Source organism: Mesorhizobium sp. M1423 (assembly GCF_040317575.1).
GTDB lineage: Bacteria > Pseudomonadota > Alphaproteobacteria > Rhizobiales > Rhizobiaceae > Mesorhizobium.
Genome location: NZ_JAMYKU010000005.1, coordinates 231,163 through 257,747, shown reverse-complemented (window position 1 = coordinate 257,747; position 26,585 = coordinate 231,163). Strand labels below are relative to the sequence as shown.

General features: G+C 60.3%; 17 protein-coding genes. 6 read left to right on the top strand and 11 right to left on the bottom strand.

Translation table 11 applies throughout. From position 1 onward, the window contains the following. Positions 1 to 183: 183 nt before the first annotated feature. Positions 184 to 1,080, top strand: a complete 897-nt coding sequence (locus tag NKG95_RS09355; RefSeq protein WP_023716506.1) for a LysR family transcriptional regulator — start codon at positions 184 to 186, stop codon at positions 1,078 to 1,080. Between the two features lie 202 nt (positions 1,081 to 1,282). On the opposite strand, the gene NKG95_RS09350 is transcribed toward NKG95_RS09355, so the two are convergent. From NKG95_RS09350 to NKG95_RS09330, 5 genes are all read right to left on the bottom strand, one after another. After that, positions 1,283 to 3,508, bottom strand: coding sequence for a mechanosensitive ion channel family protein (locus NKG95_RS09350; protein WP_352810415.1), 2,226 nt, complete (start codon positions 3,506 to 3,508; stop codon positions 1,283 to 1,285). A gap of 423 nt (positions 3,509 to 3,931) precedes the next feature. After that, positions 3,932 to 5,014 (bottom strand): adenylate/guanylate cyclase domain-containing protein, encoded by a 1,083-nt coding sequence (locus tag NKG95_RS09345; protein ID WP_353040512.1) that lies wholly within the window; start codon positions 5,012 to 5,014, stop codon positions 3,932 to 3,934. Positions 5,015 to 5,017: 3 nt separating this feature from the next. Beyond that, positions 5,018 to 5,509 carry a Rab family GTPase gene (locus tag NKG95_RS09340; protein ID WP_353020389.1) on the bottom strand — a complete coding sequence of 164 codons (492 nt, stop codon included), beginning with the start codon at positions 5,507 to 5,509 and terminating at the stop codon, positions 5,018 to 5,020. A gap of 16 nt (positions 5,510 to 5,525) precedes the next feature. Then, positions 5,526 to 8,183: an OmpA family protein gene (locus tag NKG95_RS09335; RefSeq protein WP_353040511.1), complete on the bottom strand. Its 2,658-nt coding sequence runs from the start codon at positions 8,181 to 8,183 to the stop codon at positions 5,526 to 5,528. Positions 8,184 to 8,190: 7 nt separating this feature from the next. Next, positions 8,191 to 8,856, bottom strand: a complete 666-nt coding sequence (locus NKG95_RS09330) for a DUF3450 domain-containing protein (RefSeq protein WP_031193285.1) — start codon at positions 8,854 to 8,856, stop codon at positions 8,191 to 8,193. 408 nt (positions 8,857 to 9,264) lie between these two features. Here NKG95_RS09330 and NKG95_RS09325 point away from each other — a divergent pair, with 408 nt between their 5' ends. Together NKG95_RS09325 and NKG95_RS09320 are read left to right on the top strand one after the other, a co-directional pair. After that, complete coding sequence (locus NKG95_RS09325; RefSeq protein ID WP_353040510.1) at positions 9,265 to 9,396, top strand: glycosyltransferase; 132 nt, start codon at positions 9,265 to 9,267, stop codon at positions 9,394 to 9,396. Between the two features lie 81 nt (positions 9,397 to 9,477). Continuing rightward, a complete protein-coding gene (locus tag NKG95_RS09320; protein WP_353040509.1) occupies positions 9,478 to 12,450 on the top strand; it encodes a trifunctional glycosyltransferase/class I SAM-dependent methyltransferase/polysaccharide deacetylase in 2,973 nt (990 codons plus the stop codon). Positions 12,451 to 12,755: 305 nt separating this feature from the next. Here NKG95_RS09320 and NKG95_RS09315 read toward each other — a convergent pair whose 3' ends face one another. Together NKG95_RS09315 and NKG95_RS09310 are read right to left on the bottom strand one after the other, a co-directional pair. Continuing rightward, the gene (locus NKG95_RS09315) at positions 12,756 to 13,436 is read right to left on the bottom strand and encodes a redoxin domain-containing protein (protein WP_023716514.1); all 681 of its coding nucleotides are present in this window, start codon (positions 13,434 to 13,436) and stop codon (positions 12,756 to 12,758) included. Positions 13,437 to 13,455: 19 nt separating this feature from the next. Beyond that, positions 13,456 to 16,755: an ATP-binding protein gene (locus NKG95_RS09310; protein ID WP_353040508.1), complete on the bottom strand. Its 3,300-nt coding sequence runs from the start codon at positions 16,753 to 16,755 to the stop codon at positions 13,456 to 13,458. Between the two features lie 279 nt (positions 16,756 to 17,034). On the opposite strand from NKG95_RS09310, the gene NKG95_RS09305 reads away from it, so the two are divergent. After that, positions 17,035 to 18,129 (top strand): branched-chain amino acid ABC transporter substrate-binding protein, encoded by a 1,095-nt coding sequence (locus NKG95_RS09305; protein ID WP_352482327.1) that lies wholly within the window; start codon positions 17,035 to 17,037, stop codon positions 18,127 to 18,129. A gap of 80 nt (positions 18,130 to 18,209) precedes the next feature. Then, positions 18,210 to 20,681: an adenylate/guanylate cyclase domain-containing protein gene (locus tag NKG95_RS09300; RefSeq protein WP_352482326.1), complete on the top strand. Its 2,472-nt coding sequence runs from the start codon at positions 18,210 to 18,212 to the stop codon at positions 20,679 to 20,681. Between the two features lie 549 nt (positions 20,682 to 21,230). Here NKG95_RS09300 and NKG95_RS09295 read toward each other — a convergent pair. From NKG95_RS09295 to NKG95_RS09285, 3 genes are all read right to left on the bottom strand, one after another. After that, positions 21,231 to 22,616, bottom strand: a complete 1,386-nt coding sequence (locus NKG95_RS09295) for a hypothetical protein (protein WP_352493866.1) — start codon at positions 22,614 to 22,616, stop codon at positions 21,231 to 21,233. 208 nt (positions 22,617 to 22,824) lie between these two features. Then, the gene (locus tag NKG95_RS09290) at positions 22,825 to 23,349 is read right to left on the bottom strand and encodes a GNAT family N-acetyltransferase (protein ID WP_023716519.1); all 525 of its coding nucleotides are present in this window, start codon (positions 23,347 to 23,349) and stop codon (positions 22,825 to 22,827) included. A 74-nt stretch (positions 23,350 to 23,423) separates the two neighbouring features. Next, positions 23,424 to 24,248 (bottom strand): hypothetical protein, encoded by an 825-nt coding sequence (locus NKG95_RS09285; RefSeq protein WP_352482324.1) that lies wholly within the window; start codon positions 24,246 to 24,248, stop codon positions 23,424 to 23,426. 204 nt (positions 24,249 to 24,452) lie between these two features. On the opposite strand from NKG95_RS09285, the gene NKG95_RS09280 reads away from it, so the two are divergent. Continuing rightward, positions 24,453 to 25,868: an adenylate/guanylate cyclase domain-containing protein gene (locus NKG95_RS09280; protein ID WP_353040507.1), complete on the top strand. Its 1,416-nt coding sequence runs from the start codon at positions 24,453 to 24,455 to the stop codon at positions 25,866 to 25,868. Positions 25,869 to 25,905: 37 nt separating this feature from the next. On the opposite strand, the gene NKG95_RS09275 is transcribed toward NKG95_RS09280, so the two are convergent. Beyond that, entirely contained in the window at positions 25,906 to 26,385 is a 480-nt protein-coding gene (locus NKG95_RS09275) for a class I SAM-dependent methyltransferase (RefSeq protein WP_352493870.1), read from the bottom strand. Positions 26,386 to 26,585: the final 200 nt, after the last annotated feature.

Here is a 26,585-nt window from a genome sequence, read left to right as displayed (position 1 = left end):
GCGCGCACATCGGTGGTGCGAAATCGATCCGGCTGGACGACTGAGGCCAGCCGCGACGATCGGCGTCCGCCGTTCGAAATTGGCCCGCGCTCGTCGACATAGGCTATGATGACCGCCCGTACTGCTGTTCGATGTGTTAGATACGGGCTTTGGAAGGCGCACCGCGCGGTGCCGGATTGCACCATGATCGACTGGGATGACGTTCGCTACTTTCTTGCCGTCTCGCGCGGAGGCTCCGTGCGGGCTGCCGCCGAGCGCCTCGGTGTGAACCACTCGACCGTGCTGCGACGCGTCGCCCAGCTCGAGGAACGCCTCGGGGTGCACATGTTCGAAAAGCTGCCTTCGGGCTACCGCCTGACGGCTGCGGGCGAGGAGGTCCTCGAGTTCGCGGACCAGATGGAAGTGTCGTCGCACCTGCTGGAGACGCGCGTCTTCGGGCGCGACCAGAGCGTGCGCGGGCTTCTGCGGGTGACGCTGGCACCGCCCCTCGCGACACACCTGCTCATGCCGGATTTCGCCGATTTCGCGCGTCTGCATCCGGACATCGAGATGGAAATCTTGTCGTCCGGCGAGCTGGCAAATCTGACCAACCGGGAGGCCGACGTCGCGATCCGCGTCGTCTACGACCGCAAAACCCTGCCGCTCAATCTTCACGGCCTGAAGGGACCGGAGCTGTTCGGCGGCGTCTACATGTCTCGCGATCGACTAGCCGCGTGGCGTGCGGGCGCGCCTGATCCCATCCGGTGGATCGTCATAAGCATTCATGGCATCCCGGATTGGGCCAGCGAGGGTGAGGTTCGTACCACGGGGGTTCCGTTCAGGACCACGGACGGCGAGGCGCAGATCGTTGCAGTACGGCAAGGGCTCGGGATGACGACACTGCCGTGCTTCGTCGGAGATGCCGACCCCCTACTGGTGAGGGTGCCGGGCACCGACCTGCACATGTACGGAACGCTCTGGCTTCTCACACAGGGGGAGACACGCAAGACGAAGCGCGTGCGGCTCTTCACCGAGTTCGTATCCCGCAGGCTCGCCGCGTACGCGCCGCTTCTCGCGGGACGGTCCTTATCGCGTGACTGACGCGCGGCAGGTAGCCGATGGCGATGTCTCGAGCGTACCGCTGTATCAACTTACGCAGCCCGATGTAAATCTCGGGACGGACTCTGGTTGTAGACTGCCTCGTGACCGTCTTTTTCGTCTTAACGGTTGAAGATAGAAGAGTATCCCTGCCACGGGCGATGCGCGGAAAGCGACGCTGTGACCGGCAGGTGTCACAGCTTTCCTACTCCGGTGTGCTGGCTTTTTTTCTGCGCCGAATAGTGTGCGACTGCGCAACGGCCATTTTCAACTCGGGTGTGATCTCCAACGGCGCATTCTCTGCCCCATGTGGGTTCTGTAGCCCCTGGACCTGGACGGTCGGAAATGGGAGTTCGATGCCCTGCTCTTTGAAGACTTGGCGGAGGCGTACATAGAATTTGCGTTTCATACCGAAGGCGCCTCCCGGTTTGGTTGTGGCCTTGACCCTCAATACGATGCCGTATTCGCCGAACTCCTGTACGCCCTGCATCTTGATCGGGTCGAGCACCCAGTGTTTGAACTCGGGATCTTCCGCCAGTTCGAGGCCGATCCGCTTGATCAGCTTGCGAGCGAAGTCGATATCGGTGTCATAACCAACGGTGATGTTGAATTTGTCGATAACCCAGTCACGACTCTGGTTCTGGACTGCCCCGAGTTCACCGAAAGGTATCGTGAACAGCGGACCACGATGGTGGCGCAGCTTCACCGAGCGCAGCGAAAAGCTTTCCACAGTACCCTTGTAATTGCCCGATGAAATGTATTCGCCGACACGGAACGCATCATCGAGCAGGAAAAACACGCCTGAAATGACGTCCTTGACGATGGTTTGTGCCCCAAAGCCCACGGCGACGCCGACGACGCCAGCGCCGGCGATCAGCGGGCCGATCTGGATACCCAGCGAGGCGAGCATCATAAGCACCGCCATCACGATGATCGATGCGAGCAGAATGTTCTGGAGGATCGGCAAGAGCGTGTGCAGCCGCGCCTGCTGCGGATCGAGGACCGGGACATCCTCGTCGCTGATCACAGGGTGCGGTGTTTCGATGCCCAGCTTTCGTTCGATCAAAGCTTTGATGATCGACCAGCCGAAATCGGCTGCTAGGGCAATGACCACGACATTGACCAAGCCGCGCAATATGAACGTCGTCGTCGTATCGCTGTCCCGCATGGATTGCATGTCCAGACCCCAGACACGTGCGAGAAAGTAAGCCGCCGCCAAGATGAAAATCATTCGGATTGCGCGATCGATGACAGCGATCGTCACCGCCGGGATCGTAGGCCGGCCGACATCTTCCGAACCTGGTCGCAGAACGAAATTAACCCCGCGCTGCGTCATCACGATTGCAAAAGGCAGGAAGAATGCGGCGAAGGTAAACCAGAAGTATGTATAAAGGCCGGCGATGCGCTGCAGGAACAGGACGACGAAATAAGCAGTCAATAGCCATGTCGCTTCCGTGTGACCGATGTGGCGCGCACCGTCTCGCTGCGTTCTTGGCCGACGCCAAATCGCGAGCAGCAGGAGCACCAGCAGCACGAAGTCGGCGCCCAGTGACAGGACCATCATTCCGTCCTGATCGATGCCGAGACCTGGCAAGAGGATAAACGCGGCGCCGAAGAAGGCGAAGACGCCGACGATCCGGGGTAGCCAATAGGACCAATGGTCAGCCGCTTCGTTGGTGATCGGCAAAGCACGAACCTCGACGGCGTTCTCGACGTTCATGAAGGAAGGGACGAGCATGGCCATGACGTACATGCGCACACCCCATGTAACGACTGCCGCCATGAGAAATGTCAGTACAATCTCGCGGATAAGCATTGGCCAGTCGAACAACATGAACGCGCCGGCGCTGCCCAGTGCGAAAGAGACGATCAGCATGCTGGAATAAAGCATGCGACCACCAATCTTCTTGGCTCGCCCAATCGGCGTATCCTTCGGTTGCGCGATAATCCAAAGACGAAATGGACGGGTGAACTTGAACGTTGCCCAAGTGAGTGCCAGGCCGGCAGCGATGAACATCGCAATCAGCACAAATACGGCGGCTGACCCCTTGCTGGACATATCCTCCATCGTCTCTGCCCGAACGCGTGCGAACTGGCCTGGCAGCAAGGGCAAAGTTCGCACGATTCTTTCGATATGATGCCTGATCCCATCAAGCGTCGAGGATGCCATCGTATTCATCTGGCCGGGTGCGGCCACGGCGCCGGACGATGCGTCGGTCGGTGAAGCTCCTGTCTCGGCAGGCGCTCCCGTTGACCCGGCGTCCTGATTTCGCTGTTCGGCCACCCAGGCCTTCACTGATGGATCGTCGAGAAGCTCGAGCAACTGTTTGACCCTTTCAGGCGGGGCGGTCGCCGGCGCCTGCGCCTGTGCCTGACCTGTCAACAAAAGGGCGATCCCAAAGACGAGCGGCCTGGCAATCAGGGCAAACATCGCAGTCAGGTCTCCGAGACGCCGTGCCAGGCGCGCCAGGTTCCTGGCCCCCAATCGTCGAGTGATGCGTGGCATCGTGCTGTTAACCTTCCGGTCAGATCGGCTAGCAACGACATCTATGTCCGTTGTTGCCCTACCTTGAAGAAACCGATGTTGCGGTGCAAGACGTCATCGTTTCGACCCAGACCGTTACGCCGGGTACTTCGCGGTGTCTACTTAGCCGCCCGGGGGAGGGCATTCCGACCTAGGCCCAGCCTCCAGCCGTTATATGAACTGCGCATCCGTGATGCTGGGCGTAAAAGACCCGGCACCAGGATCCCCCAGGCCAGAACGCGTATGCCGCGGTGGGCATCGCCGACCGAGGCTATGTGATGGAAACTGGGCGCATGACCGTGCAGGGAAGAACGATGGCGACGTCAGATATCAGGATCCGATTTCCCCCGGGAGCCGCCACATTCGCACACGACCTGTACCACGCAATTCCGTTTCCGCGAGTGGGTCGCAAGCAAAATTTGGTCCAAGCAGTTTGTGAGTTGCATCCGAAATACGGATTTCATCGGGCTCCGCGGACGTTTGGATACGTGCGGCGAGATTAACGGTGTCGCCCCATAGGTCATAGGCAAACCGCCTTTTGCCTATGACGCCCGCCACGATTGGTCCTGAGTGAATTCCAATTCTGAGTCTTATCGGTTCTCCTGCGAAGCGTTCGAGCTTAACCGCCTTCCGCAGTTCAAGTGCATAGTGCGCAAGGGCTTCCGCATGATCGGATCGCGCGGCGGGCAGGCCAGCGACCACCATCACACAATCGCCGATTGTCTTGATCTTTTCGCAGCCGTATCGCTCCGAGAGCAGATCCGCCACCTTGAAGAAGTAATTTAAAATAGCGAGCGTCGTCACGGCTCCGACGTTCCGCGCTCTTTCCGTAAAACCGACGATGTCGGCAAAAAGCACACTCACCTCTGCGTAGTTGTCTGCAATTTCTTCGTGCGCTTTTAGCCGCTCCGCGATAGACGCCGGAAGAATGTTGAGGAGCAGGGCTTCGGCGCGCTGGTATTCACGCGACAATCCCTCTTGGCTCGCCCTCAACGCCTCGTTCATCGATTGTAATTTCTCGTTGAGTTGACGCTCCCTCTCTTGCAGGAGCGTCATTTCATAAGCCTTCTGTTGAAGTCGCTGCCTATTGTCGCGTTCGGCAGTGGCGTCAAGAAAGAGCAGCCACACGCAGGCATTGTCAGCAAAAAGATGGAGGTCCGCGACACGCCCGCTGGGCAGTTCGACCATGGCCATATGATATGGAAGCTCCGGGCAGGGCAGCAAACCTTCCATGAATTCAAGCTGCTCGGCAACAGGCTTACCTATGCGAACTGATGAGAGTCCGTAATGTTCAACGTTACCGCCCTTCGCAGCTATGCAAAGCTGGGCGTCGATTTTCAGATATGCGACGGAGTGCTCGTTGTCGAAGAAATCGTAAATCCAGCTTCTGACTTCTCGTGGCAATTCATGCATGGTCTATTTGCTAACCATCGAAGCAAGATGACGAAACGCATCATCAACATGTTCACCTGAAAGCGCACTTGTTAGATAGATTTGCCATCCAAGTTGCCTCAGTTCGTTAATTTCACTATCCGATATTGCCCACCGATCGGCCAGATCGGATTTGTTGAACAGCAATACAAACGGCATAGCGCCGAATTCCGCCTCGGCCCGCTCGCGCAACGTGAGCGCCACGGCAAGAGTAGCGGCGCGGGTTCCATCGACGACAAGCACGAGCCCGCTCGCACCTCGCACATAGCTGACGCGGAATGAGCCGATATCGTCTTCGCCGGCCAAATCCCACAAAATCAGATCCACGGTTTTGTCCGGGAATGCGACACTCTTCTTGTCGATTTTCACTCCCACCGTGGTCAAGTAGGTTTCTGAAAAGATGCTTTGCACAAACCTGCGAACCAGACTCGTCTTTCCGACAGCGAACCCGCCCAACATGCAGATCTTCTTTTGCAATTTCCTGGGCTCCGCCCTAGTGGAAGTTTACCGTAACCGAAACTCTGCGGTTGGCGGAGTTCCCCGTTCGGCTATTTTCAATCTCCGCTGGCTCAAAGGTGCCCGCGCCGCGAACCAAGAGCAACTCCGGATCGACGCCGCGCTTCTTGAGAAGCGCACGAACTGTTTCCGCGCGCGCGGCGCTGATCGACAATTTGGCCGTTTCACGGCCCGTCTCGTCCGAATGGCCGGTCAACATGAACTGTGCTGTCACGCCTGCGTTGCGGGCGTCCTTGGCCAATTGCTTCAACTGATTCGCCAAATTGTCGAGAACCGGCAGTTGCTCTGGTCCCGGTACAGCCTTGCCAGAATCGAAGAAAATGTTGACCGCTTGAATAGCCTCCCTCAAATGAGTGAGTTGCGGAGGGGTCAACTCACGCAGCTCGGAGATTTCTAGAGAGAGTCCGTCCGCGGACAGCTGTTGGGCGGCGACCCGCGCCCGATCTATCCATGCGGCAGGAGCCTCACCCTGGGCAACAATGCGATCCTTGATGATCATAAGCCGAACCGATTTCGGCGGAGCCAGCGACGCCATCAGCCGCTTCAGCACGAACTTCGGATCAAGGCTTTGATAGAATTGCCACTGTGAATGAACGCGAGCAGGATCGACCCCTGTTCCGGACAGCAAAGCCTTCGGGTCGGCGGCCTGCGGGTCTCTCAGGCCGGAAATATAGAAATGTCCGCCCCTCGCCGTTTGTTGGGCGACGATGATTCCCGCTTGGGCCTCCAGTCGCGACACATAAGTCTGCCAGTGCTCCGCCGCGCGTGCTTCGGGGCTCACATCACGAACCTTGGAGATGTCGAATTCCGGTCCGCCTGCCGAAAGCTGTCGGGCGGCTGCGCGCGCACGATCTATCCAGGTGTCGGGAGCCTCACCCTCGGCAACGATGTGATCCTCGACGATCGAAAGCCGAACCGATTTCGGCGGGGTCAGCGACACTATCAGCCGCTTCAGCACGAACTTCGGATCAAGGCTCTGATAGAATTGCCACTGCGAATGAACGCGGGCGGGATCGACCTCCGTTCCGGACAGCAGAGCCTGCGGGTCGGCGGCAAGCGGGTCTCTCAGGCCGGAAATATAGAATTGGCCATCACGCACCTTTTGTTCGGAAACGATGATTCCCGGCTGGGTCACCAGTCGCGACACATAAGTCTGCCAGTGCTCCGCCGCGCGTGCTTCGGGGCTCACATCACGAACCCTGGAGGTATCGAATTCCGGTCCGCCGGCCGAAAGCTGTCGGGCCGCTGCGCGCGCCCGATCTATCCAGGTGTCGGGGGCATCTCCCTCGGCAACGATGCGATCATTGACGATCGAAAGTCGTATTGAATCCGGCGGAGTCAGCGACGCCATCAGCCGCTTCACCACGAACTTCGGATCGAGGCTCTGATAGAATTGCCACTGCGAATGAACGCGGGCGGGATCGACCTGCGTTCCGGACAGCAGAGCCTGCGGGTCGGCGGCAAGCGGGTCTCTCAGGCCGGAAATATAGAAATGTCCGCCCCTCGCGGTTTGTTCGGCAACGATGATGCCCGGCTGGGCCTCCAGTCGCGACACATACGCCTGCCACCGCTGCCCGGATTGCCAGGAAAGAAAGAACCAACCGCCTGCGGGGATCAAAACCAGCAGGACTGCAGCCACGACCAGCCACGGAAATCCCTGGTTTGATTCCTCCTGCTTCAGTTCAACGCAGGTCTGCAACTGCGTCTCTACACCGGCCAACTGCGAACTGTCGCCGTCAAACTGCTCTAGGGCCTGTGAGCATTCATCATGGATGCGAAGCAATACATCGCGAATTATTTCATGTAATTCCTCCGGCGGATTTCCCCGGATCACCGCAACCAAGGTCGCAAACGGTCCAACTTCCGACCAGAGACGAAGCTCCCCGAAACGAATAGTGTCCAGGCCGCTCTGTTCTTTCTCGTTAAATGAGTCTTTTACAAAATCTTGAATTGCACTAAGCATAGAAGAAATGAGTTGAGGGTCTTCGCTAGTTGCATTATCGGCAGCTACATGGGCTATCAAAAGCCCGGAATTGCGATTGATGAGAAAGACGTGTTCCACACGATAGACAAGAGAATGCTTAAGAACAACTTCTGAGAAGCTTGCTCCTGTTCTCCAAGCTTCAAGTCTCCACTTGAGTCCATGCCAGGTAAATATATGTCTTAAAGTTTCATTCAGCGATTGAAAGGTTTGGTCGATCTTTTCGCCGATCGACTTGCGAATAGCCGGCAGAAACACCGGGTACAGTATATCCGTAAGCGTACGCGGGCTCTTCTGGATGGACCGTTGCACGGCCCTCTCGACAGCCGGCGCAAGGGCCTCTCCGAGTTGCGCATGAAGCGCACGTGCGGCTGCACTGGGGAGAACGCTCCCCACTGCAGCCGCAAGCTGCTCGGGTTCGTCGAGCAGGTGCGTAACTCGTGAAAGCTCCGAAATTTCGCGACCGACCAGCAACTGGCGAAGCGTTTCCATGCGAGGATCGGCGGTTGGGATTCCGTCGAGACGCGCACGATAGTCCGGATCAACGTTCCGGGCAATTTCGATCAAAAGGCGAGCCAGAGCCTCGCGATCAATCTCTGTATCGTTCGAAGCTGCTCTTTGAGGAAGGCTGATTGGGTCGACGGTCGACGTCAAGTTCCGATCAACTCACTTTCCAGGTACGCTCCGAGTTGCTCTTGCTGCCGACGGGATCCTGATTTAGACATTTTGCAACCTCGACAAACAGGCCAGCCAAAAGATTTCGGTCGGTCTTGACATTGCCGAGATCGGAAAACATTTTCTCCATCAGCATCTGAATGCTTTCATTCTTTTGCTTGATTTCCTCACGCAGCAAATGGTCGTTTCGATTTATCCGGTCCGCAACTTCGCGCTCAAGCTCGCTCAACTGATCCGACAACGCGCGCACCTGCTTTTCAAGCGCCTGATTTTGCTCGCGAAGATTCCGGTCAATCTCCTTGTCGGCGTCGGCTCGCGCGTCTTTTTCGTTCCGCAATTGCGCGGCAAGCGAGTCGACCTGCTTCTTTGCATTTGACTCGTACATTTCAAGATTGCGCTTGGCCTCGGATTCGACATCCTTGAAGCGCTGCAAGACCCGTTCTTCAAGCTTGGAAAAGCGGCGGTCATAGTCCTGCATCTGGTTGCCGAACAGCAGATCACGTATCTTGTCGACACCTACAGCGTCGCCGGGGGCCCCGCTCTCGCGAGCCTGGCCCGCCACGAAGGTCAGCCCGTTTCCGTCTGCATTACTTATCAGATTTGCGTCCGCTTTATTTGCCGAAGAAGCGGTACTCGAAGATTCCTTGGCCATCCCATGCCCCTTCTTTTGAACATTGTCACAGCGCTAATTTAGCAACTGATAAACATGTCAGCAAAATAGCCGACCCGCAAGCCGGAATCTTCTCGGCTTAAGTCGTTTCGTGCGTCCCATTCGGGTAGATTTGGACATGCGGCTCGATCCGGATCAGCTTACGCTCGCGTCTCGCCCGCGATCATCTTTTTGCAGATGAAATGCGCGAAAGGAAATGCCGCGGCGCATCGGCCTCAGTCTAAGCCGTCGGGCATGCGCGCTTGCCATTCGGCCTGTCTTCAAGTCTTTTTCGCCTGCCTCTAATTCGCCCCGATCTTGACAGGGCAGTGCTGCCAGCCGATGCCGTCACCCGGTTTTGACATTCGCCGACTCTTGCCAAAGAAAACGAAAGCTCGATGATCCAGGACAATGCTACCGCAAGGCGGTGTGGTACCGAGGGTCAATGCCGAGCAAACCGTCGGCGCAGCGCTTGCCGGCATCCGCCGGCAGAGCTACCAGATACTGGATATAGTCGTGGTAGACGATGGGTCGACGGACTGATCGGCGTCGATTGTGACGGCCTACGCCGAGAAAGATCGACGCATCTTGTGCTACCTTCGAACCAGGCGCGGGTAAGACGGCGTGGCGCATAATCCCTTGGTTTCAATCGTGGTTCCTGCGCACAACGCGGAGGTAACGCTGGCGCGCGCACTCGATTGCCTTCTCGATCAGGAAATTGTGGATTGGGAGGCGATCATCGTCGACGACGCCTCCACGGACCGCACCCCGGCGATCATCGCCGGTTATGTGGAGCACGATGCCCGATTTCGGACGTTGAGCTCTTGCGCGTACAGCGCCGCCGGCGCGCGCAATAGCGGGATGTCGACAGCGCGCGGCCACTGGCTCATGTTTCTGGATGCGGACGATTGGGTGGATGCCAGCTTCCTTGCGAAAATGCTGGCCGCACTTGAAGCCGCGCCCGATGCGGTCGCCGCCTATTGCGGTTCTCGGCGCGTGATGCCCGATGGCGAACTCACCCCGTCGAGCATCGCAACGGAGGTTGCGATCCAGCCCTTCGAGACATTCGCCCGCCGGTGTGCCATCGCCATTCACGCGCTGCTGGTCGACCGGGAGACAATTGTCGAGTTGGCCGGTTTCGATGTGTCGCTGCGCACCTGCGAGGACTGGGATCTGTGGCAGCGCCTCGCACGTCTAGGCAAAAATTGGGTGATGGTCGACGAGCCGCTCGCTTTCCATCGGGTCAGCCCCAACTCGCTCAGCCGCAATTCGACGCAGATGCTGGCAGATGCGGAAATCGTGATCGCCCGCGGTTTTTCTGCTGATCCCAGGGTCAAACACCCAGCATCGGCTCACGCCAATGGAGCGATCGAGGCGAACGGCCGCACCGCTTCCGAAGCACTCGCGTGGTTCGCGTTGTGGAACGCCGCATCGGATTGCGGCTGCGGCTCGCGCTCGATCAACCCGCAGTCCCTGCGCGCGCTCCCGCCAGGACGTAAGTGGGCGCGTGAGATCGCCAAGGTGGTCTTCGATGGCCTTATGGTAGGAAGCCTATCGGTGCCAGCGCAATTGGCTGCCAAGTGGGACAGGTTCGGCGGCTCCCTCACCGAATTGATCATCGAACTCGGCAAGGTCTGGGACGATCCCGTAGCGGGTCGCCGCGTCCAGTATCACCTCGAGCAAATGCTTCTCGACTTCGACGATCTTGCCGCGCCGCGCAAACTGGCGCGGACACTCGGCATTCGCGTCGACGCTCGAAATCCGACCTCGATCGAGCTTCCGGAAGGAATCGATCAAATTTATGCTTATCTGATGATGGATGGCCAGATCGAGGCTTTCGTACAGTTCGGCGTACTCGGGAAAGTGACAAGGCGTCATTGGACTGAGTTGATCCTGAATTTCGTGCCCCCTGAGCGGCTTATGCACAGTGCCGCGCCGCTTGCGAGGCGATCACCTGTACATGCACCGCAAAAGGGCGTCGGTGCCGACAAGTCAGACATGTTTGCAGCCGAGGCATTGTTGTCCATAGCGGGACGCCGGTCTGATCGGGACAGCCATTTCGGCAAACTCGCGGGATTGGCCGCGGAAGCGCAGGCGCTGGTTGGGTCGAGCGCCGAAACTAAAGAGCCTCTTGCAGCGCCGCGCCGTGCACGGGCCGCGGATGGGCACGACAATGATCGCACGTCTTTCTGGAATCGCCATTTCGCGACCGAGGATCCCTGGAACTACGGCTCGCCCTATGAGCAGGAAAAATATGAGCGGCAGCTCGAAATTTTGCCTGCCGGTCCCATCGGACGGGCGCTTGAGCTGGGCTGCGCGGAGGGCCACTTCACGCGTCAGCTGGCGCCGCGGGTGGGCCATTTGACCGCAACTGACATCTCCGCCGTAGCCATCGGGCGGGCGCGCGCGCGATGCGGCGATCAGCCGAACGTTGAGTTCGGCGTACTGGATTTCTCCGCCGACACGCTGCCGGGTGAGATGGATCTGATCGTCTGTTCGGAAGTGCTCTACTACCTGGATGATCTCGCCGAGTTGCGGCGCATCGCCAAAAAACTCGTTGAGGCGTTGGCGCCTGGCGGCAGTTTCATCAGCGCACACGCGTTCGTGCTACGTGACAATGTTGAAAGGACGGGCTTCGACTGGAATACATTCGGTGCACAAGCGATCTCAGAGACGCTGGCAGCGACCGACGGCCTCGTCCTCGAGCAATCGATCCAGACCGAACTCTACCGCATAGACCGCTTCCGCCGCCTGTCACCAGGCTACGTGGCGACGGAACCGACGATTGATCATGTGCCAATCCGCGCGCCCGTCGAAATCGGGGTCGCGCGAAAAATCGTCTGGGGCGGGGCGCGGGCCTTGCGCCGCGACGTCGCACGTAGCGAGCGGCGACAGCGTATCCCCGTCCTCATGTATCACAGCGTCTCCGATGAAGGTCCGGCCGCGCTCGCCCGTTTTCGGCTCACCCCCGCCGCATTCGCCAGCCAAATGGCATGGCTGCGCGCCAATGGCTTTCACGCGATTAGGTCCGAGCAGCTGGAATGGTTCATCGCCAACCGTCAGCCTTTCGTTGGCCGCCCAGTGCTCATCACCTTCGATGACGGCTTCCAGAACTTTGCCGACCATGCCTGGCCGACCTTGCGCGCGAACGACCTGACCGCGGAAGTGTTCCTGGTGACGGACCTGGTGGGTGAAAGTGCACAGTGGGACGCCTACAGTGGCCCGCCGACGCAGCTTATGGACGCCAGGACAGTGCGACGCCTCGCCGGCGAAGGTGCGTTCTTCGGAAGCCATCTGGCGACGCATCGCGCGATCGATGGTCTGTCGAGCTCTGACTTGGCCGCCGAACTCCTGCGCTCTCGTATGTTCATCGAACGGTGGACCGGTCGGCCAACCACGGCGTTCGCGGCACCCTTCTCGGTCACCGACCGACGGCTTGGCAGGCTGGCCAAGGAGTGCGGCTATCGGATCGGCTTCGGCGGCAGACACGGGCCGGCGGACCTCGATTGCGATCCCATCGACCTTCCGCGGATCGAGATTCGCGGGGATCGCTCGCTCGATTACTTTGTTGCCCGTATCGAGGCCGTGCTCGAATGAACGGTGAGCTTGTCAGTGTCATCATTCCCGCTCACAATGCGCAAGATACAATCGACGAGACGCTCCGCAGCTGCGCGCTCTTTCGAGATTGTTGTTGTTGACGACAGCGTTCTGACGGTTGGAAGGGGTGCTGTCGCAGCCACCCCACGATACAGGAGCCATCCACAGAGGACATCGCCAGTCCAGAGGCGACAGAAAGCATTGCCAGGACCGTACATTCTGGCTCGTCGAGGCCAATGTTAGATTTGTAACAAATTGGTTCCGCTTTTTGTTCAGTGTCGCGCCCGTTTACCTCGTTCGCAAGTCTATTGGGCCACTTGGGACACGGCTGACATCAGCTCCTGCGGGCTTGGCGCCCCAAACATATATCGCCCGCCCTCTGGAACCTCCGTGAAGCTCCAGCGGACGATCCCCTGCCGATCCAGTAGGAACTGACCGACCAGTTGTCCGTGTCCCGTTGCCATCATCTGCTCGTCGGCTTCGGTCAGTTCGTAATGGTCCCTCTTATTAAGGATTTCGCTGGCCGCAATGGGGTCCATAGGACCGGGCAACTCGCCTGGTATATCGACCCGCATATCCTTTGCCGCTGCCATCGAGACCTTGTACGGCCAGTTCGTCTCGTTTTGGGTGAATTCGAGATTGGGCAGTCCAAAAGCACGATGTGAAGCGCGTTCAGGGTCGGAGGCCGCAAGCAGATTCGGCATCGGATGGTAGCGGAAATAGAGACGCGCCCGTTCGATCGGCGTGTTGACCACCGTCAGGCTCTCCACGCCCTTTTCGCGCAGCTCCGGATCAAGCCGCGCCTGGGCGGCGATATGGCGCCGGCAAAACGCACAATGCAGACCTCGAAACAGGCCGACCAGCACCGGCTTTTGGCCGCGAAAGTCGTCAAGCGCGATCTTGCCTTCCTGGGTAATGGCGTCGAGTATCAAGTTCGGCGCACGGTCGCCCGGTTGAAGCGGTACCAAGTCACTACGCGCGGACATTTTCCACCTCCAACCCCGGCTAGTCGAGAAAAGGCAGCACCACAAGCGCTTCCGGGTCGAGCCCGTGCTGGGCGCATATACCCTGCGCCAGGGAAAAGTAGCGTTCGGCCTCGGCCAGATTGTCGAGGTCGAGATTAAGCGTTGCAAGACCATCATAGCACGGAAACAGCAGTTGGGGTTCGCCCGTTTCGCGGGCTACGTCCAGTGCTTCGTGGAACAAGCCAACCGCCAGCTCCGGACGCCCGTTGCACTGGTGGATCTGCCCAAGCACGATCAACGGCACCGGCAGGTGCTCGCGCTGGTCGAGCGCCCGGTCGATCTCGATGGCCTTCTCGGCAGCAGGTACGCCCTCCGTTGGACAGCGATCCGTGAAAGTACAACAAGCGACCGCCAGATTGGCGAGGAGGCGCGCCTGGAAACCCAAATCACCAATATGGCGCGCCACTTCAAGACCGCGCCGACAGACCTCCATCGCGTACGCCGGATCGATGGTCGTGTAAAGCACGCCGAGATTGGTGTAGCCGCGGCAGGCCGCGCCCAGTAGACCGGCGGCTTCGGCCAATTCAATGCTATGCTCAACCTGACGCACGGCCTCACGGTTTCGCCCAAGGCGAGCCAGCGCAACAGCCTTGGTATTGAGTGCCTCGGCGGTCACAAGGGTGGCATCACGCCCTACCTCGGAGACATGCTCCGTTGTCAGAGTGCGTACGCAATCCAGCGCCGCGTCTGCCCATTTTGCCGCGAGAGCGTGATCTCCGCTACGGAACGCCTGTCGGCCACGTTCTTGCCAGAGATGCGCCTGCTCGATCGGGGCATCCGCTCCATCGAGGAGCGCTGCCGCTTCAGCATAGCGGGATTCTGCGTCGTCCCGCTTGCCGACGTCCCAGAGCAGCCGACCGATCTTGCGTAAAACTCGCGCCGACGCGACGCGATTGGCCGACTCGCGGTATACCTGCAACACCGTTTCGTAATGGTGGTGCGCGATCTCGCGGCGGCCTGCCGGGCCGCTCAAATCGGCAATGCGCTCTGCAATTGCCAGTTTGAGCGGTGTTTGCCCGATCGCGCCCAACGCAGTCAGTGCTCGCTCGTAGAAACGAAGGGCGTCGTCGTTGGCGTATATCATGCGAGCGCGATCGCCCGCCGCCTGCAGGTAATGCGCGCCCTTCTCCCGCTCGGCGCTCTGTGCGAAATGATGACCGAGCACGGTCAAATCCTCGAGCCGCTCCGGCTTGTCGCCGCACAGTTGCTCCAAGGCAGCTCCGACCCGCCCGTGGATGTCGGTCCGCCGTTGCAGGAGTAGATTCTGGTAGATCACGTCCTGCAGCAATGTTTGCGTAAAGCGGTAGCTTTGCGACGAGACCGAGCCTGATCCGGCAACTTCCTCGATGATTTCCGCATCGCAAAGCAGTTCGCAGCCGGCTTCGAGCCGGCCGGGGTCGGTTGTCACAGTTTTCAGAAGTGTGGCATCGAAGCGCGGGCCGATTACCGCGGCCTCCTGGGCCAACCGGCGCACCTCTTGGGGCAGCCGGTCGACGCGGGCAAGCAACATTGCCTGGATAGTGGCGGGGATGCCGGTTGCGACTTCGCCTGCCACAGTCCGCCATCGCTGGCCCTCTCGCATCAGTACACCGCGATCGATAAGGCCGCGAACGATCTCCTCTAAAAAAAGGGGGTTGCCGCCCGCGCGCTCGAGAATCTGGTCGAGAAGCCCTCCTGCGGAGTTTACCCAGCTCTCGCCGAAAAGCGCCGCCAGCAGGCTGCGTCCGTCATCACTGCTGAGCGGCGGAAGCCTGAGCGCTGTGTGACTGACCCGACTTGAGTCGAGCTGGTCGTTATCCGGCGCCGGACGATGCGTGACCAGCAACATCAACCGCGTGCGCTCCAACCTGTCCATCACGAAACGTAGTGCCTCAAGCGACACGGCGTCGGCCCAGTGCAGGTCTTCGACGACAATCAACAGCGGCGACAACGCAAGCCGCCGTTCGATGATTGTGCGGACTGCGTAGAGAATTTGCCGCCGCAGCTGCTCGGGTTCGACATGCTGCAAGGTGGCATCGGGGTCGCCAAGGCCGAGCACATGGTAGAGCAAAGGCATCAGCCGCTTCGCCTCCTCGCCCTGCAGGCCGAGATCGGTAAGCAAGCCTGCGAGCTTCCCCCGCATTTCGTCCCCATTGTCGTTTTGCATCATCCCGGCAGCGCTGCGCACCACTGCGCCCAAGGCGCCAAATGATTGTTCGCCCAGCGGTGAGCACGTGGCCAGCCGCACGGCGACGTTGCGAAAACGATCCTCGTCGCCGACGCGGGCGACGAACTCCTTCACCAGCCGCGATTTCCCGATACCGGCTTCTCCGACGAGGCGGACGAGTTGGGCCGAGCCGCTGCACGCCTGGTCAAGGCTCGCCATCATTCTACTGAGCTCCGCACCACGACCTATTATCGGCGCACTGAGGCCGAGCGCCTCGAGCCCACGCGCTGCACGCGGCGTCGCAAGCGGTGCATCCAGTCGATGGACGAGCACACTGCCAGCCTTGCCGCGAAACACGACATCACCCAGCGACTCGTAAGAGAAGGCATGCCGGGTCAGTCTGTGAGTGAGCTCGCCTACCAGCACCTCACCCGGTGCGGCCAGCGATTGCAGGCGTTGCGCCGTATTCACTGTGTCGCCGGTCACCGAATAGGATTTGGCGGTGCCGATGCCCAATCCGCCAGTAACGACCGGACCAGTGTTTATGCCGATGTGGAGCAACAGAGGCGAGCCGGAGTGGGGGGTGCTTTCGCCGAGCCGCGCCGTCCGGGCGATCATGTCGAGAGCGGCGCGAAGCGCACGTTCGGGATCGTCCTCATGCGCGACCGGCGCACCGAACAACGCGAGCAGTGCATCGCCGATGAATTTGTCGACGAAACCACCAAAGTTTCGCACGGCCGCCGTCAATTCCTTGAACAGTTTGTTCTGCAGCGCTTGCATGACCTCGGGGTCGAGCTGCTCGCTGAGCGTCGTGAAGCCGCAAAGGTCGGCGAACAGGACCGTTACCGTCCGGCGATCGGCGTCAGAGAAGGGATGCAGCCCTTCTTCGCTTTCGATGTCCGGAAGCATCGATGGAGTTCGAGAAGGCGGCACAATGGTCCGGCTTGGTGTCGGAGCAGGCCGTTCGACGACTTTTGCGGGCGCACCGACGTTTGCCCCACATTTCGGACAGAACTCGAAATCAGGTGCGCAGGGGTAGCCGCAACTGGCGCATGGCACGGGCTGGCGCCTGCCACACCTCGGACAGAAGGCGTAACCGCCCTCAACCTCGAAACCGCAGCCCGAGCAGTCCATCGAACAAGACCTCACTAGAGGCCGTCCCGGCGTGACCTCGCCACGCACTTCACGGCCAGGCTATTCGCAAGGATGCACCGATAGTCGTCGACCGGCAAGCGGCAGCGCAAATGGGCATCGAGCGATCAGTGTGGGTCCGGTGGCAGGGCGCTGCGGGCAGGCATTGTTGAAGGCGCAATAGTTGTCGGATCCGCGAACGCCGCCGAGACAGCCGCGCTTGCCGAAGGGGCTGTCGGCTCTGACGGGATTGGCGTAAGCTACAGTTAAGGGGGTGCACACATGCACCGCATCATCGCCATGGCGATCTTAGTTCTCGCGGCCGCGTTCAGCTCCGCGCGGGCGGAGGTGCTGATTGGGGTTTCATCTGCGATGACGGGACGGCTCGCCTGGTTCGGCGAGCAGGCGCAGCGTGGCGCCGAGATGGCCGTGGCCGACATCAATGCGACGGGTGGCGTACTCGGCCAGCAGATGAGGCTCATCACGGCCGACGACTTCTGTGATCCCGAGCAAGCGGTCGCCGCAGCCCAGAAACTGGTGGGTGATGGTGTGGTGCTCGTCGTCGGGCACTACTGCTCTGGGGCCTCGATCCCAGCATCGAAGGTGTACGAGGCGGCGGGCGTTTTGCAGATTTCACCAGGATCAACCAATCCGCTGTTGACTGAACAAGGCCGCGCCAACGTTTTTCGAGTCATTGGTCGCGACGACACGCAGGGGATCGTGGCCGGCAACTACCTGGCCGAGCATTGGAGCAACAGCAAGATTGCGATCCTTCATGACGGCACCACTTATGGAAAGGGTCTTGCTGACGAGACTCGAAAACAGCTGAACAAGCGCGGCGTAGTCGAAGCGATCTACGAGGAATACACACCCGCGAAGAACGACTATTCGGCCGAGATCGCTGCGCTAGAGGCTGCGAACATCGCCGTGGCATATGTCGGCGGATATCATGCCGAGGTCGCACTCATGGTTCGCGCTGCGCGCGACCGCGGCTACACGGTTCAGCTAGTCTCAGGCGATGGCATGGCGACCGAGGAATTTGCTTTGATCGCCGGCCCCGCGGCTGAGGGTACCCTCTTCACGTTCCCCGCGGACGCTCGCCGAAATCCCGAAGCCGCCTCGGTCGTCGAGCGGTTCCGGGCTGAAAACTTCGAGCCCGCAGGCTACACGCTGCTCAGTTACGCCGCCGTCCAGGCCTGGTCGCAGGCAGTGGACAAGGCCGGCTCACTAGAGCTCCAAGCCGTGATAGCGGCGCTGCGCGGCAATCAATTTGATACCGTGTTGGGCCGTATCGACTTTGACAACAAGGGCGATCTCACGAGCCAAAACTGGGTATGGTACGTCTGGCGAGGTGGAGAGTACGTGCCGGTCGAATAAGGACCGCCGATGCCGTCGCCGCTTGAGACAGCTGATGGAGATCGAGTTAGCTGGACCGTTCAGAGCTATGTGTCGCCGTTATGCTTGAACGCTTCGGCATACGTGGCCGTCTGTTGCTCGCTTTTTTCGGCATCAGCACCTTCGCCGTACTCGCGACAGCGGCCGCTCTCTATGCCTTCCTCCAGGTAGGAGAGGTCGTCGACCGCATCACCAAGGATCGGGTACCGTTGGCGCTCGCGTCCCTCCAGCTGTCGCGCCAGGCAGAGCGGGTAGCCGCCTCTGCGCCCGCCGTACTTACTTCGACCAGCAAAGCTCAGCACGGCGAGGTTTCCGCCGCGGTCGGGGTCGAGATGACGCGCCTCGAGGAACTGCTTGCCGCACTCAAAGGTGCCACGCTTAGCACGGCGGTGGTGGCTGAGATCGAGGCTGCAGTTCTTGGTCTGCGGCGCAACCTCAACGCCCTCGACGACCTTGTTGTCGCCCGCCTCACAGTGGTGGCGCGCAAAGAAGAACTGTTACGCCGCTTGTCGGCTACGACAAATGCAAGCCAGCGTCTTGTGGCGCCCGGTATCCTCGTGATGAATTCCAAGCTCCAGCAATGGCAGGCGGTTACAGCCGACACGTCGCTCGCGCCGGATCGCGGTGCGGCGGCGGCGGCCGACCTGGTCCAGGCAATTGCGGCCTACATTCCGCAGCAGAAAGCGCAGCAGGAGATATCGGCGGTCAATGACGTGCTGGTCAAGACGACGGACGCGCCAACGCCAGACGATCTGACGTTGATCCTGTTTCCGCTGCGCCGGTCGCTCGCCGTTCTCGACACGGTTTCCACCGAGATCGACGAGAGGCTGCGAACCCGTTTCCAACAGCGGGTCGGCGAGTTCAAGGCATTGATCGACGGCGGGAACAGCATCCCGAAGGCGCGCAAGGACGAGCTAGCAGTGCTCGCAGAGGGCGAAAAGCTTCTGGCCGAAAACAATCGGCTGTCGCGCAGTCTCACCGCTGCCGTCGATCGCCTGGTCGCCGCGGCAGACCGCGAGATCACCGCGTCCGGTCTCGAAGCCGCGACGGTCCAGCGCTACGGTACCGGAGTTGTCCTTGGCTCCGCCTTTCTCACCCTCTTGAGTTCCGTTCTGGTTGTCTGGCTCTATGTCGACCGTAGCCTTCTCGCCCGTCTGGGAGAGGTGAGCCAAAGCATGTTCGCAATCGCCGGCGGCGATCTTCGTGCGCCGCTGCCTGCCGCGGGCCGCGACGAGATCGGCCGGATGGCCGAAGCGCTTAGGCTCTTCCGGGACACCGCAGTCGAGGTCGAGGAAAAGAACCTGCGCGATGTCGCTGAGGCGCGCCAACGGCTCATCGATGCGATCGAGAGTATCTCCGAGGGATTCGCGCTGTACGACGGGGAGGACCGGCTTGTCCTCAGCAATAGCCGCTACCGCGAACTGCTCTACAGCGACCTTGCGATCGAACTGATGCCCGGCACGACATTCGAGCACATTATTCGCCGATCCGCTGAGCGCGGCTACATCAAGGATGCCGAGGGGCGGCTCGAGGAATGGGTCGCCGAGCGGCTCTCCCGGCACCGCAACCCAGGCGAACCGTGGGTGCAGCGGCGAGGCGACGGGCGATGGATCATGATAAGCGAGCGGCGGATCACCGCCGGCGGCACGGTCGCGGTCTATTCGGACATCACTGAGCTGAAGCAACGAGAGGAGAACCTCGCAGAGAAATCCACGGCTCTCGAGGCGCTTTCCAACAAGCTGGCCAAATACCTGGCGCCGCAAGTGTACAGCTCGATATTCGCCGGCCGCCAAGACGTTAGAATCGCCAGCCAGCGGAAGAAACTGACAATATGCTTCTCCGATATCGCCGGCTTTACCGAGACCACTGACAAAATGGAATCCGAGGATCTCACCCAGCTCCTCAATCACTATCTGACGGAAATGTCGAAAATTGCTTCGGATCACGGCGCGACGATCGACAAATATGTCGGCGACGCGATCCTGATGTTTTTCGGCGACCCTGAGACGCGCGGCGTCAAGGAGGACGCGCTGGCGTGTGTGCAGATGGCTCTCACCATGCAAAAGCGGATGAGCGAACTTGCCGAAATCTGGCGTGACATTGGAATTGAGACACCGCTGCGCTGCCGCATCGGCATCCATACCGACTACTGCACTGTCGGTAACTTCGGCAGCGAGGACCGGATGGATTACACGATAATCGGCGGCGCCGTGAATCTCGCCTCGCGCCTGGAACAGGAGGCGCCACCGGGGACCGTCCTCATTTCCTACGAGACGTTTGCGCAAGTGAAGAACACGATCGACTGTGAGGAGATGGGGCATGTCCAGGTCAAGGGGATCGCCTATCCCGTCGCCACCTACCGCGTCATCGATCTGAAGGCCAATCTAGCCGGCGCTTGTCGCGCCGTTCGAACCGAGCTGCCGCACTTCAGGCTGGAACTTGAACCGGAGCTGATGTCCGCTGACGAGCGTGACGATGCCGCCACTGCGCTTCGAGACGCGCTGGATCGGCTTTCCCACAAGCCCGGGCAGTAGGGCTTGGTTCACAACGACCCTCCCATGGACGCAAGGAGTAGGATGTGGGACGCAGCTTATTGGCGCTGTCGATGCGAAGGCCACAGAACGGTCGCGGTCAGTCTTTGAACTCGGGCGGAACGTCCGCATCGGAGCCGAGACTTAACATTCACGGCATCACTGGCAAGGTCCGGATATGGCGCAAGTTGCCCGTTCCGGGGCGCCGCCTTAAACGGCAAAGTTTGACCCAGAGCGGCCGCTCGGCGTGACAGTGTCGAACGTCCGAAAGCATGATAGAGCAGTCATTGCCGATTTCGAACTCGCTGTGGACGGGTTCCGCAAGGCCGGTGTCGTGCAATGACAGGTGAGGCCATGTCAGGTCAGGCCTTGAACTGCAGACGGCTCTCAGGCAAGCCATATGACTGTCGAGGCGGAAGCCGTCGTCGAAATCCCAAAACGCATCAGCGTCAAGGAAAGCGGCCGGACCAGACGCCAGAGGCTCACCGATAGTCGCCGTCGCTTGCGGTTGCTCACCAGAAAATCAACCTGAAATAAGGCTTGAAGTGAGGCTCAGGTCGGCTTGATCTCTGCCCGGCCGATCTTGCGCCATCGGGCGTTTTCGCGAACCAGTTTCAGGTCGTCGGTCGTCTCGGCAAATGTCCGCAAACGGTATTGTCGGAGCAGGTCCGGGAAGAGCGCCCCTTCCGGCAGGCCGGCAAGCTGCTCCCGGACCGAGATCTTTTCATCGATGACCCGCATGCCCCAGGCATTTTCCCGAACCTGCAGCTCAGCGGCCAGATCGCGCTCTTCCGGCGCGTTTTCGTCTAGCACGGCCAGAAGGATCGAGTGGAAAAGCGCTACATAGCCAATCTGTCTCAGGCCGCCCACGACCCGCACGCGCGGCAATATGGCAAGGACGAGGAACGTCAGGAACAAGTTCGGCAGCAGCACGCCGTCCAGCAGCCCCTGCTTGAGATGCAGCCGCTCGAACGGGATTAAAAGACCATGCGGCCTGTCAGGCTCGATCAGGTGCCCGTTCTCGAGGACGAGCTTGCGCACGCGCTCCTCGCGGATGCCCCAGAAATAGTCCGTGGCATTGGGCAGGAATCTGCCAAACGGGCTCGATGCGGCCTCTTGCAAGGCATGTTCGAGACGCTGGCGTCTTGCGGGTTCAATGAGCAGCCTGGAAAGAAGGCTGCCGTCATGTTCTAGATGCCGTGCCATGGCAGCCGCGGCGAGCCGATCATCGATGAAAACCGGCAGGGCCATGCCGGCACGATCCCAATTGGCGACCAGATCCTCGTTGAGGGCTGTCAGCGCATCGGCGGCGGTTCCAAACACCTTGTCCTGGCTGGCAAGCAGTGTGCCCAGCCAGCGGCTGGCATCCGTTTCATCGCCCACCGCCTCAAGCGCGCGCTTGTTGAGGGAAACGGGACCGGCCACGCAGGCGCTTTTGCGGCACAGTTTGTGGCGCCCGATGCCAAACAGGTTGACCTTGTCGTCGCCGACATCGAGCCATCCCGGCCCCTCCCGGCCAATTGTCTCCATGGTCATCGTCGTTCCCATGAAGCCGAAGAAGGCCGACAGCCCGTTTTCGACCGCGCCGAGCCAGGCAAGCAGGAGGGCATCGAAGGTGATCCGGTCCATCAGAAGCAGGCAGTGCAGGCCGGACTGAATCACCGGTCTGTACTCGAACTCGTCGAGGGTCTTGCCGATCTCGTCAGGCTGCATCATCACACCAAGGCGCTGATGCAAGACTTCGCGCAGGATCGATCGGGCAGCGATCGCCGGGGCCGATGCAGGCCTTGCCACCGGCCGCCACAGATGGCGGGCGTAATCGGAAACCGGTGCATTCCAGTTCTGCTCGATGTCGCGCACGACCTCCGGGCAGAGCAGCGACAGCACAGCCAGAATTTCCACCGGAGGCGTAGGCGTTGGGTCAAGGACGGCGGTCATTGGTCCCGTCTAGCCGCTTGCGGTGCAAACGCCAAGGGAGACCAGACTTGCTGGATGCGGCCGGCCCACACATAGATCGTCAACTCGATCAAGATGGTGTGAGCCGAAATGACCGTCTCCTACGGAGTTCTCCATAAGCAACCGCCTGTTCGCCGACTCGGCACGAATTGTTAGGTTGGCTAAACAGTTAAGGCCAAACCAGCGGATCTTAAAACCGCAGGCGGGCCATGCTCAGGAGGTCGTGGTACTGCCCGTCGGTAAAGCCGGCCTTCACATGCCGGCCTTCGACCTCAAAGCCGTGGCTTTTGTAGAGACGGAGGGCGGGTTCGTTGTCGGCATAGACGGTCAATTCGACCCGCTTCAGGGCGCGCCAGTTGTCGGCTACGTCAAGCAGCGCGCCAAGTATGGCGGAGCCGATACCTTTGCCGACAAAGGCATCGTCAAGGCCGATATTGATCTCGCCGATATGCGAACGGCGCGGCGAACCCTGCACGACCAGGCTGCCATGGCCGACGACCTTGCCGTCCAGCTCGGCAACGATCCAGGTGGTTTCCTGGCCGGACTTGGCGATACGCCGCGCCACCTGCTCCACCATCTCGAAAGGCATCCTGAGCGTGCCCCAGCGGAAGCCCGGCATGTTGAAGATAGCGCAAAGCGCCTCCGCATCGCTTGGCCGGACGGACCGGAGCTGCGGCTGGATTTTCTCGGAGGGTGGCGAGGTCGTGCTGGTCATGGCGTTCCCGGCGAAGGCAATCGGCCCGGTACGATGCACCGGACGTTACCTGAAAATCCAGCCGTCTCTGCAACCTATGATGCCGATTGCGAGCTAAAATACCGGGAGGCGGCGTAGAGTTTGAAGACGCCGCTGATGCCGATCCAGCCGAAAAGGACGAGCCAGCACAATGTCCCGGTCGCCGTCCAGTCGATCCGGTGCACCGCAGCGTCGGTGATGGCGACGCCGAGGATGGCAAGCAGGCCAACCAGAAACTGCGCCAAGCCGAGCACCAGCAGTTCCTCGCGCGGCGCGCTTCTCCAGACCAGATATATACCGCCCGCACCGGCGAGGAAGATGGCGCTGTAGACCTGAGCGTGGAAGGCATCGATCGGCCATGGCCAGATGCCACTGAATGTCAGGGGAAACAGCAACAGGCCGACGCCATAGAGCCCAAGGATCGCGGATTCCGCCGGCATGTAGCCGCGCCATGCGGGATTTAAGGTCACGCCTTTTGCAGAAGGACGGGCCCTGGCCCGCCACAGGAACAGCCCGGATACCGCGACCGAAGCAAGATAGACCAAAAACCACAGCCAGGGCGCTTTGCGCTCGAAGTTGAAATAACCGAGATTGATGAACGAAGCCACCGACACGATGACGGTGAAGATGAAGGCCATGACGAGCACGAGCCTGCCGGGCGACCAGCGATTCCAGACCAGCAGCGCCGCCATCACGACCATTTCGGCGGTGTAGAAGCCACCGAGGAAGCGCGCATTGAACGGCGTGACGGCCCAAGGCCAGCCCGGTTTGACCAGAACAGGCACGAAAAACAGGCCGGCGCCTACGATCAGGACGATGATGACCACCGCAGAGAAAAGGCGCAGGGCCGCGGGAAATGGCGGGTTGTTGGATGTCGGCATGGGAGAAAATCCCAAAGATGAATGCTCCATGGACCATCATAGTGCTGCTTGCGGCCGGTGAAAATCCGCCGAATGGAAATTGGACGGTCACCAGGCTTATCCATTCGAATGGCCGTACGATCTGTTTCGAAGTAAGATGGAGCACTCGGACCAAAGACCGGTCCGGTCAACACGCCTCGGGGCGCATTTTCCGGAACCTGCACGATGAACGAAGCTCAGGATCTGTTCTCGCTTCTGCGACAATCGGCCGATGTCGATCCACAGGCGATCGACGCGATCAAGCGAACCATCGCGGAGGGCGAGGACCGCGAACTTTGCCGCATCAATGCGCCAGCCTTCGCCAGCAAGCATGGCCTCGACGAGGAGCGCGCCATAAGCGCCTTTCTCCATGCGGCGCGGGTGGGCATCTTCGACATTTCCTGGAATGTTCTGTGCCCCGGCTGTGGCGGCGTGCTCGACACCAACGCCACGCTGAAAACCCTGCAGAAGGACGAATACACCTGCGCGCTGTGCTCCGAGGGCTATTCGCCCACCCTCGACGAGATGGTCGAGGTGACATTCACCGTCAGTCCCCGCGTGCGCAGGATTGCCGCCCACAATCCACACGAATTGCCGGTGGCGGAATATTTCCGCCAGATCTACTGGGCGTCCGGCGTCGATCTGCCGGAAGAGGATTTCGCGGAAAAGATGGAAGCGTTCTCGCTGGAGGATATCGAGCTTGCGCCCGGTGAAAAGGCGGTTCTGCCCATACAGCTTCCGTCCGAATTCATCATCGTCTTCGAGCCGGTCACCCATTCAGCGCAGTTCATCGACGGGAAAGGCGAACCAACAAAGGAGCGCCGGAGCCTCTCTTTGGCCTTCGACCGCGACCATGTCCAGAACCAGACGCTGGAGATGCAACCCGGCCCGTTGCGCATTTCGCTGGAAAACAGGACCGACACCCGCGTGCTGCCGACGGTCTTCATAGCCGGCCAGGCATTGCATGATTTCCTGGGAAAACGCCGGCCCTTCCTGACCGCCAAGCGCCTGCTCACCAACCAGACATTCCGCGATCTCTATCGCACGGATACACTCGACATTAACCAGCGCCTGAAGATCACCAGCCTGACGTTCCTGTTCACCGACCTGCGCGGATCGACCGAGCTTTACGAGCGGGTGGGCGACCTTTCAGCCTTCGATCTCGTGCGCGTGCATTTCCAGGTTCTGCACGAGATCGTCGCAGCGGAGGCAGGCGCGGTGGTGAAGACGATCGGTGATGCGGTGATGGCGACCTTCGCGACGCCTGATCGTGCGATTGCTGCCGCCCTCAGGATGCGCGATGCCATGCGTACGCTCAACGACAAGAGCGGGCGCGAGGATCTGCTGCTCAAGATCGGAGTCCACGCCGGCCCCTGCATTGCTGTGTCTATGAACGACCGACAGGACTATTTCGGCCAGACGGTCAACATTGCTTCGCGGGTCCAGAACCTTGCCAACGCACAGGCGATCTTCGCCACTCGGGCGGTGGTCGACGACAATCTCACCGCCGATCTGTTGCACAGGAAGGCGCTGACGCCCGTGCCCCACGAGGTCTCGCTGCGCGGCATTGAGCGGGAGATAGCAGTATATACGATCCCCTGAAGGCTTGGCCCCTGAAGATTTGGATCGTCTCGGCCCCTCACACGCGCCTACAGATAAAATAACGATCGGCGGGCACCGAAGGCGGCGGCGGGAGGCGTTGCAACTGCGGATGATCTAGCGGCATGCCGCTGACCGCGATGCCGCCGACGCGAAGCAGGCGCGCGGTCAGATCGGGAAGCCAGGTAAGGGTCACTGCATCGCGATCTTCATAGCCAGTGCCGATGTCGGCATGAACAAGAGCGGCGTCGATGCCAATGAACCTGCTCGCGGTCTCGCGTATTTCGCCGAGCACGAGATTTTCCGCTTCGGGAATTGAGCTGGCGTGTGCGGCAAGTGCGCGGTCGAACGCTACGATCCGGCGTCCGGGCAGGCGCTCGCGCAGATGGTGGAACGTCCGGCCATTGCCGAGGCCGAGCTCGAGCACGGGCCCCTCCATTTTCGCCACCTCGGCGCAGACATGATCGAGTATGTCGCGCTGTGCGGTCATCCTCCGGATGAAACTGTCGAGGCGACTCATGTGCGATTGTATGTCCTGAACCAGTCCACGAAATCAACTGCCCCCGACCAGAGCGTTTCGCGGCTGAAACCCGACGCCGACGTGTTAAACCCAGATCGAGTCTTGCCGAGGCGAACGATGAACATTGCAACAAGCGAACAGGCCGCTGACAAGGACCATACCGGGTCGAGTCGGCGGCACGGCGCGCGGCGGAATAGCGA